The 17,739-nt window shown below is 30.9% G+C and carries 11 protein-coding genes and 1 tRNA gene; 10 read left to right on the forward strand and 2 right to left on the reverse strand.

Going from position 1 to position 17,739, the window contains the following annotated elements; translation table 11 throughout:
- Positions 1-10 precede the first annotated feature (10 nt).
- Positions 11-193, forward strand: coding sequence for a CPXCG motif-containing cysteine-rich protein (locus Q0820_RS10655; RefSeq protein WP_298487623.1), 183 nt, complete (start codon positions 11-13; stop codon positions 191-193).
- Between the two features lie 10 nt (positions 194-203).
- Here Q0820_RS10655 and Q0820_RS10660 read toward each other — a convergent pair whose 3' ends face one another.
- Positions 204-884 (reverse strand): head GIN domain-containing protein, encoded by a 681-nt coding sequence (locus tag Q0820_RS10660; RefSeq protein WP_298487624.1) that lies wholly within the window; start codon positions 882-884, stop codon positions 204-206.
- A gap of 207 nt (positions 885-1,091) precedes the next feature.
- A tRNA-Arg gene (locus tag Q0820_RS10665) sits at positions 1,092-1,165 on the reverse strand.
- 376 nt (positions 1,166-1,541) lie between these two features.
- On the opposite strand from Q0820_RS10665, the gene Q0820_RS10670 reads away from it, so the two are divergent.
- The 9 genes from Q0820_RS10670 (at position 1,542) to Q0820_RS10710 (ending at position 17,722) form a co-directional block, all read left to right on the forward strand.
- Positions 1,542-4,571, forward strand: coding sequence for a PAS domain S-box protein (locus Q0820_RS10670; RefSeq protein ID WP_298487625.1), 3,030 nt, complete (start codon positions 1,542-1,544; stop codon positions 4,569-4,571).
- Entirely contained in the window at positions 4,568-4,960 is a 393-nt protein-coding gene (locus Q0820_RS10675) for a response regulator (RefSeq protein WP_298487626.1), read from the forward strand. The genes Q0820_RS10670 and Q0820_RS10675 overlap by 4 nt, the downstream gene beginning before the upstream one ends.
- Positions 4,961-5,111: 151 nt before the next feature.
- Positions 5,112-7,451, forward strand: a complete 2,340-nt coding sequence (locus Q0820_RS10680) for a chondroitinase-B domain-containing protein (RefSeq protein ID WP_298487627.1) — start codon at positions 5,112-5,114, stop codon at positions 7,449-7,451.
- Between the two features lie 22 nt (positions 7,452-7,473).
- Entirely contained in the window at positions 7,474-9,732 is a 2,259-nt protein-coding gene (locus tag Q0820_RS10685) for an alginate lyase family protein (RefSeq protein WP_298487628.1), read from the forward strand.
- 21 nt (positions 9,733-9,753) lie between these two features.
- Positions 9,754-10,128 carry a cupin domain-containing protein gene (locus Q0820_RS10690; RefSeq protein ID WP_298487629.1) on the forward strand — a complete coding sequence of 125 codons (375 nt, stop codon included), beginning with the start codon at positions 9,754-9,756 and terminating at the stop codon, positions 10,126-10,128.
- Positions 10,129-10,673: 545 nt separating this feature from the next.
- Positions 10,674-13,910 carry a SusC/RagA family TonB-linked outer membrane protein gene (locus Q0820_RS10695; protein ID WP_298487630.1) on the forward strand — a complete coding sequence of 1,079 codons (3,237 nt, stop codon included), beginning with the start codon at positions 10,674-10,676 and terminating at the stop codon, positions 13,908-13,910.
- A gap of 9 nt (positions 13,911-13,919) precedes the next feature.
- On the forward strand, positions 13,920-15,236 hold the full coding sequence (locus Q0820_RS10700) for a RagB/SusD family nutrient uptake outer membrane protein (RefSeq protein WP_298487631.1): 1,317 nt from the start codon (positions 13,920-13,922) through the stop codon (positions 15,234-15,236).
- A 214-nt stretch (positions 15,237-15,450) separates the two neighbouring features.
- Complete coding sequence (locus Q0820_RS10705) at positions 15,451-16,152, forward strand: FadR/GntR family transcriptional regulator (RefSeq protein WP_298487632.1); 702 nt, start codon at positions 15,451-15,453, stop codon at positions 16,150-16,152.
- A 274-nt stretch (positions 16,153-16,426) separates the two neighbouring features.
- Positions 16,427-17,722, forward strand: coding sequence for an MFS transporter (locus tag Q0820_RS10710; protein WP_298487633.1), 1,296 nt, complete (start codon positions 16,427-16,429; stop codon positions 17,720-17,722).
- Positions 17,723-17,739: the final 17 nt, after the last annotated feature.

The following is a 17,739-nucleotide window of genomic DNA, read 5'->3' on the forward strand; positions in this document are numbered from 1 at the left end:
TAAGAAAATTATGCAAGAGCATTTTTTTCAATGTCCATATTGTTGGGAACAAATTTCTATGTTACTAGACAATTCCATACCAAACCAAACCTATGTAGAGGATTGTGAAGTATGTTGTAATCCTATAGAAATAACACCTGTATTTTTAAATAAAGAGCTACAAAGCTTTACTGTAAATAGTATAGAGCAGTAAACAAATATCTTTAATCCATTATTTTTATTTTGCCTCCAAACATTTTGTCTTTTTCTATGCTTTTAGGATTGCCGTAAATGTAAATATAGCCGCCTGCTTTTACTTTGGCTTCTACACTGTTACTAGCTTTGACATCAGCTCTTCCGCCAGCCATAACAACTACATTAGTATCTTTTGTATCTAGGTTTTTGTTGAATGCTTTACCACCGGTATTTACAGTAATCTCTTGTTTGTCAGTATTTCCAGAAAGTGTAATTTCACTACCAGAGATAGATTTTACATACACACTTTCTAAGTTTACTTTTAAATCAACTTTCCCTCCTTCTTGGCCTTTTATTTGTGTATAATTTCCTTTAAAAGTCTCCTCTGAAGTAACTTTAGCGTTCTCATTAGCATCAATTAAACTAAGGTCTTCTGTATAGTATAATGTTGCTTTTGCTTCTCCACCGTCAAGAAAATTATCAAATTCCATACGTACTTTTAATAATCCACCTTTGTTAGATATGCTTACTTCATCTTTATCATCTCCAGAAATTACTATTTTATTTTCAGTGCTTTTTACTAGAGTTACAATTATACGATCATAAACTTTTAATTGGGTAAATGGTTTTAACTCTTTTGTATTTTTTCTTTGAGCAGTAACTGTAAAAGTAATAAGCGTAATTAAAAATAGACTTAAGATATTTTTCATTTTATTTTCATTTAGGTTCTTAATAGTGCGTAAATGCAAATTATGTTCCAAAATTTACTAGAGCTCTATAAAAGAAGTAGATAATCAAATTTACAATTTATTAGAGTAGATTTAATTTATGTGGGAATATTAACAAATTTTTAAAAAACATGCTATAAAAAATAAGCCCCAGAAGTGTATAATTTCTGAGGCTTTTCCAATTATTTGTGATGGCAGAAGGATTCGAACCTTCGACCGCCTGCTTAGAAGGCAGGTGCTCTATCCAGCTGAGCTATGCCACCATTCTTTAAATGGTGCGGCGAAGGTAATAAAAATATAGTTTTTTAAAAGAAAATTTATCAAATAATTTATGCTTTTTTTAAAGTTATGTATTAAAAATCTTAAGTATTTGATAATTAGAAAATTAAAATTTTGCTTGTTTTAAAAAGAATTTGCCTATAAATAGATTATATTTTTCTAAGTAGTAAGAATACAAATATTATAGTTTTATAAAAGGCATTTTAGAGTAAAAATTAATATTAAAATGAGTTTTCTTTTTCTTTTTTAGTGGTTTTACCCTCTTATCCAATTTTTTTGAGGGTTTTAACTTACAGTTCACAAATTAAATAGCTTAATTTTCTTACATTTACTAGGTGTATCTCGCTTTAAAAGGTAAGTATGATTCAAACAAAGAGCAATATTTCAAAATGGTTAGGAAATCTTGATGGAGACACTACAATAGATGAGTTCTTTTTTGATGGTTTGTGGAGGGTTAATCTTGTAACTCCAGAAGATTTTTGGTGTAGCCAAAAATTTTGGAACACCTTAGGTTATGTATCTAATAAAGAATATTCAAGTAAAAAAACTTTATCATTTTTAATTCATGAGGAGGATAGAGAAGATTTTATTAAAGCTTGTAATAAAATTAAAAATAATCCTAATACAACAGAACTTAATTGTACCATAAGATTTTATGCCAAAAGAGGAATTGTTTGGATGAAATTAAGAGGAAAAATTACAGGTGAAGAAGATAGTAGTACAATATTTGGCTCTGCAATATCTGTTACACAAATAAAAAAGCAAGAAAAAGAACTAATAAACAAAGTTCAATATTATAAAAATATTATAAAAGGAGCCAATGTTGCTATATGGGAACTTAATTTTAACACAGGTTTAGTAGATGTAAACGAAAGGTATTTAGAAATAATAGGATACACTCTCTCAGAATTGCAACCCCTAACAAAAAGCTTGTGGAAAAGTTTTGTACATCCAGAGGATAAACATATTATAGAGGAAACTTATTTTTCAGTTATAGAAAATAAAGGTTCTTTTGAAAATGAATTTAGATTAAAACATAAAAAAGGGCACTGGGTTTGGGTTTTGAGTTCTGGAAAATTAACAGAAACAAATATAGACGGCACGGCAAAAATTGCATCAGGATTTTTATACGATATTACTTCTAAGAAAAAAAATGAATTACTTCTAGTAGACTACTCTAAAATTATACAGCGCATAAATAATGTTGCAAAAATTGGATTTTGGGAGATCCCTATTTTTGACACACAAAAACCGCATTCATCGGTTGGTATTTGGGATAAGAATACAAGAAGTTTTTTTGAAGTTTCTAAGGAATTTGTGCCAACCCATGAGGATGTACTTAATTTAATAAATGAAGAGTATAAAGAATCTTATTTAAATGATATAAATAATGCTATTGCTAATGCCGAAGAATTTGATTCTATTTTTGCAATTAATAGTAAAAAAGATGGCAATAAAAAATGGGCTCGTGTTATAGGTATTCCAGAGTTTGAAGATAATAAGTGTGTTAGAATATATGGTTTTTTTCAAGATGTAGATAAAGAAACAAAACTATCTCAAGAATTAGCTTTTAAAGAAGAAGAATTTAGGCAAACCTTTAATCAAGCTGCCATTGGTATGGGCGTTGTAGATTTAAATAACAACTTAAAGAAAGCAAATAAAAGTCTTATAAATATATTTGGCTATACTAAAGAAGAAGCATATAAAGTTCCTTATAAAGCTATTATACATCCTGATGATTATAAAATAACAATGCCTTTAATACAGGAGTTAATAGATGGCAAACGTAATTTTTTTGCAAAAGAAATAAGAGGGATTAATAAATTTGGTAAACAAGTTTGGATACATATGAATATCTCTGCGATAAAGAATGATAAGGGAGAACTTATTCATATGTTAAACCAAATGTTAGATATAACAAGTAAAAAAAATACAGAGCTTAAGTTAGCAGATTACTCTAATTTAATGTCTCGTATAAATGTAGCAGCTAAAATTGGTATTTGGGAATTAGATATAGATACTAAAAAAGTTTATTGGGATAAAAATATTAAAAGACTTTTAGGGGTGGATGAGGATTATGTAGCATCTTTAGAAGAAGATATATCTTATTTTAAAGAAGGGTATTCTAGAGATACAATTACACTTGCGGTTAAAAATGCATTAGAAAAAGGAATTGGTTTTGATGTTTTTTTAGAGGTCTTTTCTGAACCAAGAAATAAGTATATATGGACAAGAACCACAGGAATTGTAGAGTTCTTAAATGGAGAATGTATACGATTATACGGCTTTTTCCAAGATGTAGATAAAGAAACAAGAGTTTCAAAAGAATTAACAATTAAAGAAGAAGAACTTCGTAACACTTTTAACCAAGCATCTATAGGAATGGCATTTATAGGGCAAGAAGCCAGAGTGTTAAAAGTAAATAATTCACTATCAAAAATTGTAGGCTATTCTAAAGACCAATTATTAAAATTAACGTATGGTAGTTTAACGCACCCAGAAGATAAAGAAAAGGCAAAGATTTTATTAAAAGATGTTTCATCAAATAAAAAAAGCTCTGTAAAAGGGGAAATAAGAGTTATACATAAAGATGGGTACATAATATGGGTAACGCTTGTAATTTCTGCTGTAAAAAATGATAACGGAAAGCTGGTACACATGTTACTGCAAGTTCATGATACAACAAAAAATAAATTACTTACAGAAAATTTAAAAGAACATAATAATCGTCTCGTAAATTTTGCTCATATAGTTTCTCATAATCTACGCTCGCACGCTAGTAATATATCTATGCTCTTAGATTTAACTAGTAAAGATTTTCCAAAAATAATGGAGAATGAATTTCTTAAAAATATAAAAATAGTATCAGATAATATGAACGATACTATTTATGATTTAAATAAAATTGTAGAAATAAAATCTAATATTAGTGCAAGTTTGTCTTCGTATAAACTTATAGATTTTGTAGATAAATCTATCCAAAACATTAATTCATTAATAAAAGAAGCAAAAGCAAAAATAGTTATAGATGTTCCCAAAGATATATCTGTTTTGGCAATACAGGCCTATTTAGAAAGTATTGTACTTAATTTAATTACAAATGCAATAAAGTATAGAATGCCTGATCGCCGCTTAAAAATATTTATTACTGCAAAAATAGAGTGGGACAATGTAGTTTTTAGTGTAGAAGACAATGGTTTAGGAATAGATTTAAATAAGCATGGAGATAAACTGTTTGGATTATATAAAGTTTTTCATGCGCACAAAGATGCTAAAGGAATTGGGTTATTTCTTGTTAAGAACCAATTAGAGGCTATGGGTGGTAAAATTAAAGTAGAAAGTAAAGAACATATAGGAACCAAGTTCACAACATATTTTAAAATAGGATGATTGTAGATACCATTTGTATAATTGATGATGATCCAATTTTTATTTTTGGAACCAAGATTTTATTAAAGAATAATAATTTTTGCGATACAATTTTGGTAAGTAATAACGGTGAAGAAGGCCTAGAATGTTTAAAGCGTTTTTTTAAAGAAAATAATAAATTCCCGGAGTTAATTTTTCTAGATTTAAATATGCCAGTTTTAGATGGATGGGGCTTTTTAGATGCATTTAAAGAACTTTTTAAAGAGGTGGATACAAAAATTTATATTCTAAGTTCTTCGATAGATTCTAGAGATATAGAGCGCGCTAAGGAATATTTTTTAGTAAAAGATTTTATAGCTAAGCCTCTTACAGATACTATTATTACGGATTTAAAAAATAATATTAAATAGTGTTTTAAAGTACAATACAATACACTGTATTAATATATGTCATAATAAGCTTTGTGATTTTGTAGAATTAGTAATTTTTAAACATATTTTTTGCTTAATCAATAAATAACTATATATTTGGTAAACCAATTTGGTAAACCAATTTATTATTATGAAACAAATTCTCATCTTATCCGTATTATTTTTAGGAGTCTTAACTTCTTCTTGCTCAAAGAAAAAAGAAGAAAAATCTTTAGTTCATACTATAGAAGATTTTAATACGCTTGTAAAAGAAGCTAAACCTGGAGATGTAATTACATTAGCAAACGGAGTCTGGGAAAACACGGAGCTGTTGTTCCAAGCTAAAGGAACTGCAGAGGAACCAATTACTTTAACAGTAGAAGAAAAAGGTAAAGTAATTTTAGAGGGGGAATCTAATTTAAGAATTGCAGGAGAACACTTAATTGTAAGTGGGTTGGTATTTAAAAATGGATATACACCAACAACTGAGGTAATTTCATTTAAAAAAGACAACAACACCTTGTCTAGCAATTGTAGGTTAACAGAGTGTGTAATTGATAATTTTACTAACCCAGAACGTCATGAGCCAGATACATGGGTAGCAATTTATGGCAAAAACAATAGGGTAGATCATAATCATCTAGAAGGCAAGTCTAATAGAGGTGTTACTATGATTGTTCGTTTAAACTCTAAAGAAAGCCATGAGAATAATAATAAAATAGACCATAATTATTTTGGTCCAAGACCTAATTTAGGCTCTAACGGTGGGGAAACTTTAAGAATAGGAACAAGTCATTATTCTATGATAAATTCTAAAACTTTAGTAGAGGCTAATTATTTTGATAGATGTAATGGCGAGCATGAAATTATATCTAATAAATCTAATCAAAACACTTATAAGGATAATGTTTTTTATGAGTGTACGGGTACATTAACAATGCGTCATGGAAATGAAACACTAGTAGACGGTAATGTTTTTATAGGAAACAACAAGCCAAGTACAGGTGGTGTGCGGGTTATTAATGGGCAACAAACAGTTGTTAATAATTATGGAGTAGGATTAACTGGTTACCGTTTTAGAGGTGCTTTTGTTATGATGAATGGTGTGCCAAATTCTCCTATAAATAGATATTTTCAAGTAGAAGATGCAAAAGTGTCTAATAATACATTTATTAATTGTGATCATGTACAGCTATGTGCTGGGAGTGATGCGGAACGTAGTGCTGCTCCCATAAATTCTATAATAAATAATAATATTTTTTATAATGAGAAGAAAGATGATTTATTTACAGTTTATGATGATATAAGTGGAATTACTTTTAAAGATAATATAATAAGTTCTAATGTTAAGACTATAGCAAAAGAAGGCTTTGAGGGCGTTTCTCTACAATTAGAAAAAAATAGCGCAGGGTTATTAATGCCAGTAAATGCGCCAAAAAATGTTGGGGCAAAATTAAGAGAAACCATAGCAACTAAAGAAAATACTGGAGTAACATGGTATTCTAAAGAAGATAAAACGGTGGCGTTATCTTCAGGAAAAACAATTGAAGTTTCTAAGGATCTAAATGCTTTGTATGAAGCCGTGAAAAATGCAAAAGCAGGAGACATTATAGAATTAAATACAGAAGGTCCTTATGCAGTAACTAAAACGGTTGCAATAGATAAGCCAATAACTATAAGAGGAAAATCTACAAATAAACCTATTGTCCTATTTGAGAAGAAAAATTTATTTGAAATTAAAAATGGAGGAAGCTTAAAACTAGAGAATGTAGTTTTTGATGGTGCCTCTTCTCCAGATAGAACAGGTAACTCTGTAATATCTACAAGTAAATACTCTATGACAGATAATTACAAGCTTTTTGTAGAGAGTTGTGATTTTGTGAACCTAGATGTTAATCATTCTTTTGATGCTATTCGTGTATATAAAAATACGTTTGCAGATACAATAAGCATTAAAAATTCAAAATTTAAAACTATATCTGGTTCTGTTATGGCATTAGATAAAGAGACAGATGATATTGGTATTTATAATGTAGAATATGTAATACTTAAGAACAATACATTTGCAGATGTAAAAGGAGCAGCATTAAGGTTGCATAGAGGAGGAAAAGATGAAAGTACATTTGGACCATTTTTAGAAATAGATCATTGCGTTTTTGATAATGTAGGGCAAGGAAAACGTAATAAATATAATGCTGCAATATCATTATATGGCGTACAGGAAACTAACATTAAGAATAACATTTTTAAGGACAGTAAAGTTCTTAACATGCACCTTGTAGTTGGGGAGCCTCTTGTATCTGTTAGGAACAATAATTTTTATAAATCTAATGGGATAGAAGTTACGGGAGACCAAAAGTATACTTTAGAAAGTAATTGGAAATTAAATCCAAGTTTTAAAGAAGGAAAATATACTTTAAAAGAAGATTCTCCACTAATAAAAAAAGGAACTAATGAAACAAGTTTAGGAGTTTTACCTCACAAAATGTAAATAATAACTATAGTCTTATCCTATGAGTTTAATATTTAAAAAAAATAAAAGGGAAATAAAACCATTAATAGTTTTATTCTTTTTTCTTGCAGTTACGTTTTGTAATGCTCAAAACAAGATAGAACATCCAAATTTAATTCTTACAAAAAAAGGGGTAGAACAAATTAGAAAAGAATTAGGGAATATTCCAATTTTTGATGCTACTCTAAAAGCAGTTAAAGAAGAAGTAGATGCAGAAATTGCTTTGGGTATACACACGCCAATTCCTAAAGACTATTCTGGGGGGTATACACATGCAAGGCATAAACGTAATTTTTTAATACTTCAGAAAGCAGGTGTTCTTTTTCAAATATTACAAGATGAAAAGTATGCTGTTTATATAAAAGACATGTTGTTTCAATATGAGGCAATGTATAAAGATTTGCCGGTACACCCACAAACGCGCTCTTATGCTAGAGGAAAGATTTTTTGGCAATGTTTAAACGACTCTAATTGGTTGGTTTATGTAAGCCAGGCATACGATTGTATATATGATTGGTTGTCTAAAGCAGAGAGAAGAAAATTAGAAAAGAATTTGTTTAGACCCTTTGCCGATTTTATTTCTGTTAAAAATCCCCAGTTTTATAATAGGGTTCATAACCATAGTACATGGGGTAATGCAGCAGTAGGAATGATTGGGTTGGTTATGAATGATGAGAAATTAATTCAACGTGCATTGTATGGTATTAAGGATGCAAATTTAGACCCTAATGCCAAAGATAATGATGGAGGATTTATAAACAAGAATGGAAAAGCAGGCTTTTTAGCAAATATAGAAGAACCTTTTTCTCCTGATGGTTATTATACCGAAGGTCCCTATTATCAAAGGTACGCAATGTATCCTTTCTTAATTTTTGCAGAGGGATTACAAAATGTAAGACCAGATTTAAAGATTTTTGAGTATAAAGACAGTGTGCTATTAAAATCTGTAAATGCGTTAATTAATTTATCTGATGCAGATGGTGAATTTTTTCCATTAAATGATGGGCAAAAAGGAATGTCTTATTATTCTAGAGAACTAGTTACAGCTTTAGACATTGCATACCATAATGGAAACCAAGACCCTGGTTTGTTAAGTATCGCAAAACAACAAAATAAAGTGTTGTTAGATGATTCAGGTTTTTCTGTTGCAATGGGAATAAAAGAAGAAAAAGAAAAGCCTTTTGTAAAAAAATCTATAAACTTTAGAGATGGCGCAGATGGAAAACAAGGAGGAGTAGCAATTTTAAGAAATAATAATTTAGAACTTGTTTTTAAGTATGCTGCGCAAGGATCAAGTCATGGTCATTATGACAAACTTTCATATTCCGTTTATGAATCAGGAGATGAGGTTTTGCAAGATTATGGTTTGGCTAGGTTTGTAAATATTAACCATAAAGGAGGTGGTAATTACTTAAAAGAAAATAAAACTTGGGCAAAGCAAACCATTGCACACAATACTTTAGTTCAGAATGAAACTTCTCATTTTTCTGGAAAGTATGAAATTGGGAGTAAACACCATTCAGAATTCTATTTGTTTGATGATACAAATTCGGACTTACAAATTGTAAGTGCTAAAGAAAATAATGCGTACCCTGGAACGCAAATGCATAGAACTTTAGTAATGCTAAAAAGTGAGGAGTATGAAAAGCCAATACTATTAGATATTCTAAAAGTTAATTCGGCACAAAAAAATCAATATGACTTACCTTTTTATTATATGGGGCAAGTAATGAAAACAAATTTTAAATATTCTCCTTTCCCAACACTAAGTCCATTAGGAAAAGATAATGGGTATCAACATTTATGGAAAGAAGCAGTTGGTAAACCAAGTAGCACAAATAATAGTAGGCTAACTTGGTTAAATAAAGGTAAATTTTATTCACTTACTACAATAACAAAAGAAACAGATGAATTAATTTTTTCTAGAGTAGGAGCAAATGACCCAGAATTTAATTTAAGAAGAGATGCAGGGTTAATAATTAGACGGCCAAATACACAGAATACACTTTTTGTTTCCACTATAGAACCACATGGAAACTATAGTACAGTTTCAGAATTTGCGGTAAATGCAAGTAGTAGTATTAAAGAGTTAAAAGTTGTTTTAGATACAGAAGAATATACGGCTGTTTTAATAACTAGTTTAAAAGGAAATTCTAAACTCTTTATTGTAGCAAATACAAATGCTTTAAAAGAAACAAAACATAGATTAAAAATTAACAATAAGAACTATACTTGGTTTGGTTCTTATTATTACAATTAAACAATCCAAAAAAATAAAAAAATGAATCGTTTTAGTGAAAAATACCTCATTACAAAAGAAATAAAATGGGAAGAGCTTGGAGGTGGAGTGTCCAGAAAATTCCTAGGATACGATAATCAAATCATGATGGTAAAAGTGAAGTTTGATAAAGGAGCATTAGGTTCCCCGCATAAACATTTTCATACGCAAGCTACCTATTGTGTTTCAGGTAAATTTGAATTTGAAATTGATGGAGAAAAGAAAATTGTAGAAGCAGGAGACGGTGTTTATATTGAGCCTAATTTACTACATAGCGCAGTTTGTTTAGAAGAGGGAATATTAATTGACACATTTAGCCCTGTAAGAGAAGATTTTTTAAGTGGTGATGGTGTATCTTATTTTGGAGATAAATCATAAAAAGAATAGGAAACATTTTTAAGTACTTCATACACAACTGGTGTTATGTTAGTTTTTAGTCTAATTCATGAATATTTTATGAAGTAACCATAGAGATATTACCTATTTGCATTATTAAGCGCAGTTATTTTATGAATTTCTCAAAAAATGAAGGTAAAATTTTTAAATATATTTTTTATTAACAAAAAAATAACATATATTTGGTAAACCAATTTGGTTTTCCAATTTGGTTTACCAAAAAATACTAACTTATTAAATCTAACAAAAACTCAAAAAACTATGAAAGCTATTCTCTTTTTAAAATAGAAAAAGGATAGGTGCACGCCTATCCTTTTAGAAAATTACCTCTTGTCGGAGGGAAGTAATACTTAAAACATGTAAACTATTAGGTGAACATGAATTTCTGCTAAATTAATAAAAATTCATTTGATTAAGTTGAAAAACGTTGTTCAATCCTAAATAGTGGGTAATGAGGCTCTAGTTCTCATTAATAAATGCTCTCGCTAGCATTTTAGTTAAACATTATTAATATAATAAAATCACAAATGAATTTAAAAACTAAACTAAGTTTAATTGCAATCTTGTTATTTAACATAACATTATTTGCACAAGACGGCTACGTACTATCTGGTACGGTTTCAGATGCGGACAATGTGCCAATTCCAGGTGCAAACGTTATTATTGTGGGTACAACAACTGGTACGGCAACAGACTTTGATGGTAATTATCAAATTAAAGTAAGTAACGGAGATGAACTTCAGTTCTCTTATATTGGGTATGTTACAAAAACTGTTTCAGTAACTGGTCAAGAAAGCTTAAACATGATTTTAGCAGAGGATGCTGCCCAATTAGAAGAGGTTGTTGTTGTAGGTTACGGTACTCGTAAAAAATCACATTTAACAGGAGCGGTAGCAAAAATAGGTGGTGATGATGTTGCTGCTGTGCAGGCTGTTCGTGTAGATGATGCATTGGCGGGTAAGCTTCCAGGTGTATTAATTCAAAATCAAGACGGTTCTCCGGGTGCAGCTCCAAAAATTCAAATTAGAGCAGCTTCATCTATTTCAAGTGCATCTAATCCTTTAATAGTTGTAGATGGGTATCCAATTTCTGGAGGTTTAGATACAGTTAACCCAAATGATATTCAGAGTTTAGAAGTTTTAAAAGATGCTGCTTCTGCTGCCATTTATGGTTCTAGAGGTGCAAATGGTGTTGTTTTAGTTACTACAAAAAAAGGAAAATCTGGTAAAGCTAAATTTAGCTATAATGCTTTCACAAGCACATCTAGTAAGTACAGAGATAATATACTTATGAATGCTAGTGAGTGGGCTAATACTATAGAAAAAAATGTAGCAAACGGTACTTTTGACATATCTAATGTAGATAATACATACCCAGGTATGTATGATTATAGATTAAACGCTCTTAAAAATTCACCTGGAGCTGTTAGTCCGGAAGAGTGGCTTTTTCAAAATGGTAGTGCTACAAGTCATGACTTTAGTATGAGTGGTGGTAACGATGATGTAAATTATTTTGCTTCAATGGGGTACCAAAATGCAGAAGGTGTTGTAAGAACTCAAGGATATGAGAGGTTAAATGCACGTTTAAATGTGGATGCTAAATTAGGAGATAAGTTTAAGAGTGGTGTAAGTTTTAATGGTTTTACTTCTAAGAGAGACATCTTAGGGCATGATATGAGAGATTTATTAAGAGCTTATGGTGTTCATCCTGTTTACCATACAGAAGAATCTATTGCCTTTGTACAACAATTAGACCGTGACGCACAAGCGCTTGGACTTGCTGGTATGGACTCTGGTTATAGAGGTTCTGGTTACGAGGCTAGTAGTATTTATGACTTAGAGCCAGGTATGGCAGCGCAAGACTGGCATTATGGTAGAGCGCAAAATGGAGGTAATGATGGTTTAGGTAGAAGAGATGCTAATGGTATTGGTGGTTCTGGTGATGCAGGTCCTGCTGCTAAACTTGATAATACAGATGCTTGGGAAAAAACGTTTTTTGGTAATGTTAGCGGGTATTTACAATACAGTATTATAGATGGTTTAAATTTAAAAACTGTTTTAGGAGGAGATTTAAGAGACACGCAAGCATATTCTCATAGATTACTTGGGTTTGATTCTAGAGCTAGAGATTCGCAAACATATATGAACCAAACTGACCTTAAAGTATCTACAGTATTAAGTGAAACTACTTTAAGTTATGCTAAAGTGATAGGTAATCATGATATATCTGCAGTAGCAGGTATAGAATACCAATCTACTTCAATAAAAGGAACAGCTTTAGCAGGGTCAAATGTACCAGATACGGCTATTCAAAATTTTAATCTTTTAGCACCAGCAGATATTGTAGTTACAGAGAGAGATGAGACTAGGGCAAGAGAAAGCATCTTTGGAAGAGTTAATTATGCTTATGATGATCGTTATTTAATATCTGCATCATTAAGAAGAGATGGTGATTCTCGTTTTGGAGCTAATAAAAGATATGAAACATTCCCTGCAATTTCTTTAGGATGGAATGTACATAATGAAGCATTTTTAGAAGATAGCGAAACATTGAGTCAATTAAAATTAAGATTTAGTACAGGTTCTTTAGGAACAGCTTCTTTTTTAGGGTCTTATGATTCACAAAGTCTTTTACAGGCTGCACCAACAGCATTTGGTACAGGGTTTTTAATTCCAGATAATGTACAAAATGATGATTTAACATGGCAAACAAATACAGAGACTAACTACGGTGTAGATTTAGGATTTTTTAATAATCGTTTAAGAATAGGTGTAGATTACTATACATCTGATATTGAAGATATTTTAATTAATCAAAGTGTTTCGGAAGTATTAGGTACACCTTCTATAGTACTTAACTCAGGAGATGTAAGAAGCTCTGGTTTAGAGATTGAGTTAAATGCAAGCATAGTTAACAGCGAAAACTTTAGATGGAGCATGGGAGCTAACTTATCTACTGTAGAGACAGAAATTACAGACTTAGGCGGTTTAGATGAATTACCTCAGGCAGTTTATGGACAGAGTGGTAGAGGACCAGTATTTAGAAACTATGTTGGTGGTGAGATTGGTGAAATGTGGGGATTAGAAACTATTGGAGAAGTTGAAATGATACACGTTGCAGATCCTACATTAAACATTGGAATTAATAGTGGAGAACAATATGTTGTAGATCAACAATCTCCAGGAGAAGATGGCCATGGAGAAATAGATTTTACTAGAACTGTTGAGGATGGCGGAGATTTAGTTAAAATAGGACAGGCTACACCAGATTTTTACTGGGGTATGACGCATAACTTTAACTATAAAGATTTTGATCTTTCGTTCCAATTTCAAGGTTCTCATGGTGCTGAGCTTTATAATATAGACCCACTTTATTACAATTCGCAATGGGGAAGAAGATTGCCTTATAGTATTTTTGATGCTAATAGTGATGGTATTGCGGATCATAATGGTGAGCACTATACATTAACTAGAAATAGAACAGATGCTATGATACAAGATGCTTCTTTTATTGCCTTAAGAAACTTAACTCTTGGTTATACTTTTCAATCTGATTTAACAGATAAAATTGGTTTAAATTCTGTAAGAATATATGGAGCTGCATCTAATTTATTATACTTTATGGCGAGCAATTATACCTCTTACAACCCAGAAGGTGTAAAAACTTCAGGTAGTGATTATTTAGGGCCAACAACATACGGTGCGCAAGTAGGTGCTAGTCCAGTTGTAAAGAGCTTTACTTTAGGTTTAAATGTTAACTTTTAATTAAAAAAAATGAAAAAAATATATATACTATTGGGATCGCTGTTATTTATTACAGCATGTTCAACAGATTTGGACCAATCCCCATCTAATATTGCCAGCGCAGACTCTTTAACAGATTTTACAGGGGTTTTAAATGCAGCATATTACTATCAATTATCTACCTCTGCACCTATGGCTTTAATGGGAGACTTTAGAGCAGATAATGCTTTAATGCTAGAATCGCCTAATGCAGATATTGATGTGTTTAATAATGCTTTACCGTCGCAAGAAGATCAATTTTTTGGACCTTTTTATACCGCTTTGTATAAGTCTATATTAAGTGCAAATATTGTAATTGAAAATTCTACTAATGATGTAGATGTGGCAGAAGCAAAATTTTTAAGAGGCTTATCTTATTTTAAGCTTGTAATGGCTTTTGGAGATGTACCTGTTAATTTAAGCGCTTCGCCAAGTCTTACAGATACGGAAGCATTGGCAAGACAACCAAAAGCAAGTGTATATTCAAATGTTATTATTCCTGATTTAACAGATGCAATGGCTGTCTTAAGTACAGAAATTGTAGATGGTAGAGCTTCTAAATATGCCGCACAAGGAATGTTAGGTAAAGTATATGCTACTATGGGAGATTATGCAAGTGCTGTTCCACATTTAGCAGATGTTGTAAATGGAGCTGCGAGCGCAGGAATTGTTTTAGAACCAAACTTTAGTGAAATTTTTGGTGTAGCAAATGAAGTAGGTAATACTGAAATTATATTTGCAACTCAAAAGTCTGCTTCTATAGCAGATGAATATAATTTTGCTACTGATTTTTCAGGATGGTTTTCAGGAAACGATTCAAAATCTGATTTTCCAATAGATGCAGATTTAATTGCTGCGTTTGATGCTGCCGGAGATGTTACAAGAAAAGCAGTAACTCTAGACGATGTAGGTACTAGGGCAATAAAATTTCCTATAGATGGAGCAGATGATCATGACTGGATAGAACTAAGATTAGCAGATGTTATTTTGTTATATGCAGAAGCTTTAAATGAAACAGGTTCTCCTGCTTCAACGGTATTACCTTTATTAGACGATATTAGAACTAGAGCAGGTTTAGCAAGCTTAACAGGAACTGCAACAACACAAGCAGAAGTTAGACAAGCAATTTTAGACGAAAGAAGACTAGAGTTAGCTTTGGAAGGTCATAGATGGTTTGATTTAATAAGAGCAGGTGTTGTTGATGCAGAAATGGGAGAAGCAATTAATACTAATTATTATTTATTTCCAATTCCAGTATCCGAAGTTTTAGCAACTAATGGAGTAATTACTCAAAATCCTGGTTACTAATATAAGAATAAGTAATATAAATAAATTATTGAGTTAGTTTTTTTTAAAGTGTATCAGCCTAGTTTCTAGGTTGGTACATCTTAAAAAAGCACCAAGTAAATTTAATATGTAATAAATAAAATATTAATTGTATAGAATACTTTTGTAACAATAAATATTTTTATAAATTTAACAAACCAATCTGGTTAACCAATTTTAGATTACTTATTTATATATGAAACTAGAACTACATACTAAAAGCGATAATAAAGAAATTCAAAGTAAGATTATTTCGAGTATCCGAGAGTTAATTAATTATAAAAACTTGGAACCTGGAGATAAACTGCCTTCGGAAAGAATGCTGTCTGAGAAGTTTGGTGTAAGTAGGAGTAATATAAGAGAAGCAATTCAAAAATTAGAATTCTATGGTATATTACATTCCAAGCCTCAAAGCGGAACTTTTGTAGCAAATATAGGAGTTGTTGCTATGAATGGAATGTTAGAAGATATTTTAGAATTAGAAGAGCCAGATTTTAAATCTTTAGTAGAAACAAGAATTTTATTAGAATTAAAAACGGTACGATTAGCCGCTAATAGAAGAACAGAAGAAGATTTAGTTCGATTAAAAACAGCTTTAGAAGCATATAGAGATAAAACATTAAAAGGAGAAGATGCTGTTCAAGAAGATTTGCTTTTTCATTTAGCAATTGCCAAAGCAAGTGGAAATAGTACTATGAATACTTTAATGTTAATAATAACACCAGAAATAATAACAAATTTTGAAAAGTATCATGTATGTAATGAAAACCAATCCTTTTTAGGTATTCAAGAACATCAAGATATTTATGATGCTATTAGAGATCAGGATCCTCAATTAGCAAAAGAAAAAATGAAAGTACATTTTAAAACATTATATCAATACTGTTATAGTAAATAACTTCGAGGTATAACTCGGAGCATATAAAACTCGATTATCGAGTAGATAAAAAAACTAGGAGTATAAAATTGCACGCTTTTATACTCTTATATAGATACAAAGGAGGGATAATTACTTAGGACTAATACTATTAAATTTTCTATGCTTTTGCATAGAACACTTTTCGTAGTTTATAGCTTATAAGTATCATTTATCTTAAGAAAATAATTAAACAAGACCCTATGTAGGGTGGTTTGGTTGTGGTTTTATATTGCTAAGAATTAAATAAAAAAGCATGAAAATAAAAGGGTTAAGATGGTGGATAATAGTACTAATATTTCTTGCCACAGTTATAAATTATATAGATAGAACAGCCTTCGCATTATTATGGCCAGAAATGGGCGAGGACTTAGGCATGGACAAATCAGACTATGCTTTCATGTTCAATGTATTTTTAGCGGCTTACGCTATAGGTAAATTTGCATCAGGTAAATTATATGATGAAATAGGAACGCGCTTAGGTTTTACCGTATCTATCATTGTATGGTCTGTGGCTTCTGTTTTACATGCCTTTGCTGGCGGACTAGTTTCCTTATCAATTTTTAGAGGTTTATTAGGTTTAGGAGAAGCGGGTAATTGGCCAGGAGCTGTAAAAAGTAATGGAGAATGGTTTCCTGTTAAAGAAAGAGCTATTGCACAAGGTATATTTAACGCAGGTGCCTCTATTGGTAATGTAATAGCACCATTTGTAATTATATTTTTATATACCCAGTTTGGGTGGAAAACAACATACATAATATTAGGACTTGTGGGATTATTATGGGTTATTCCATGGTTATTTTTAAACAAATCTACTCCAGAAAAGCACCCTTGGGTTACAGAAGAAGAAAGAAATTTAATTCTTAATAGTAGAATAGATAAACAGCCAAAAGAAGATAGTTTAACTAAAGTAAAAAGTTTAAGTGTAGGTGCAATATTAAGTTATAAACAGTCTTGGGGAGTTTTATTATGTAGATTTTTTATAGAACCAATCTGGTGGTTTTTTGCGGCTTGGATGCCAATTTATTTAAATGATAAGTTTGGTTTAAGTATTGAAGAAATTGCTGGTACAATGTGGATTTCTTACTTAATGGCAGCAGCAGGTAGTATTGTGGGAGGCATATTCACAAAAGAGATAATGAAGAGTAGTTCTGTAGATTTTTCAAGAAAATTAACTATAGCAATAGGAGGGCTTTTAATAGTAATAGGCTTTGTGTGTATAATTACATTGGTAAGACAAGATGACTTTATGATGTTTATCTACTTTGCAGGATTAGCATTATTTGGATTTCAATTTGCCATTGGAAATATACAAACAATCTCAAGCGATTTATTTAGAGGACCTTCAGTAGGAACATTAGCAGGTCTTGCGGGAACAGTTGCTGCAGTATCGCCAATGATTATGAATTGGTTTATTGGACAAATAACGGAAAGCTCCTATACACCAGCATTTATTGCAATATGTTTAGCAGTTATTTTAGGTGTTTTATCAATTTTCATATTTATAAAAAATATTGGGCCAGTTAGGAAAGTAGAAGAAATTAAAAATTAGAATAAACAGATTAAAAA

It is taken from the genome of uncultured Maribacter sp. (assembly GCF_947495965.1).
Taxonomy (GTDB): Bacteria; Bacteroidota; Bacteroidia; order Flavobacteriales; family Flavobacteriaceae; genus Maribacter_B.

Bases quoted from the DNA above. Each gene is read 5' to 3' on its own strand.
- Q0820_RS10655 (WP_298487623.1), top strand. From the start codon at position 11: ATGCAAGAGCATTTTTTTCAATGTCCATATTGTTGGGAACAAATTTCT.
- Q0820_RS10660 (WP_298487624.1), bottom strand. From the start codon at position 884: ATGAAAAATATCTTAAGTCTATTTTTAATTACGCTTATTACTTTTACA.
- Q0820_RS10670 (WP_298487625.1), top strand. From the start codon at position 1,542: ATGATTCAAACAAAGAGCAATATTTCAAAATGGTTAGGAAATCTTGAT.
- Q0820_RS10675 (WP_298487626.1), top strand. From the start codon at position 4,568: ATGATTGTAGATACCATTTGTATAATTGATGATGATCCAATTTTTATT.
- Q0820_RS10680 (WP_298487627.1), top strand. From the start codon at position 5,112: ATGAAACAAATTCTCATCTTATCCGTATTATTTTTAGGAGTCTTAACT.
- Q0820_RS10685 (WP_298487628.1), top strand. From the start codon at position 7,474: ATGAGTTTAATATTTAAAAAAAATAAAAGGGAAATAAAACCATTAATA.
- Q0820_RS10690 (WP_298487629.1), top strand. From the start codon at position 9,754: ATGAATCGTTTTAGTGAAAAATACCTCATTACAAAAGAAATAAAATGG.
- Q0820_RS10695 (WP_298487630.1), top strand. From the start codon at position 10,674: ATGAATTTAAAAACTAAACTAAGTTTAATTGCAATCTTGTTATTTAAC.
- Q0820_RS10700 (WP_298487631.1), top strand. From the start codon at position 13,920: ATGAAAAAAATATATATACTATTGGGATCGCTGTTATTTATTACAGCA.
- Q0820_RS10705 (WP_298487632.1), top strand. From the start codon at position 15,451: ATGAAACTAGAACTACATACTAAAAGCGATAATAAAGAAATTCAAAGT.
- Q0820_RS10710 (WP_298487633.1), top strand. From the start codon at position 16,427: ATGAAAATAAAAGGGTTAAGATGGTGGATAATAGTACTAATATTTCTT.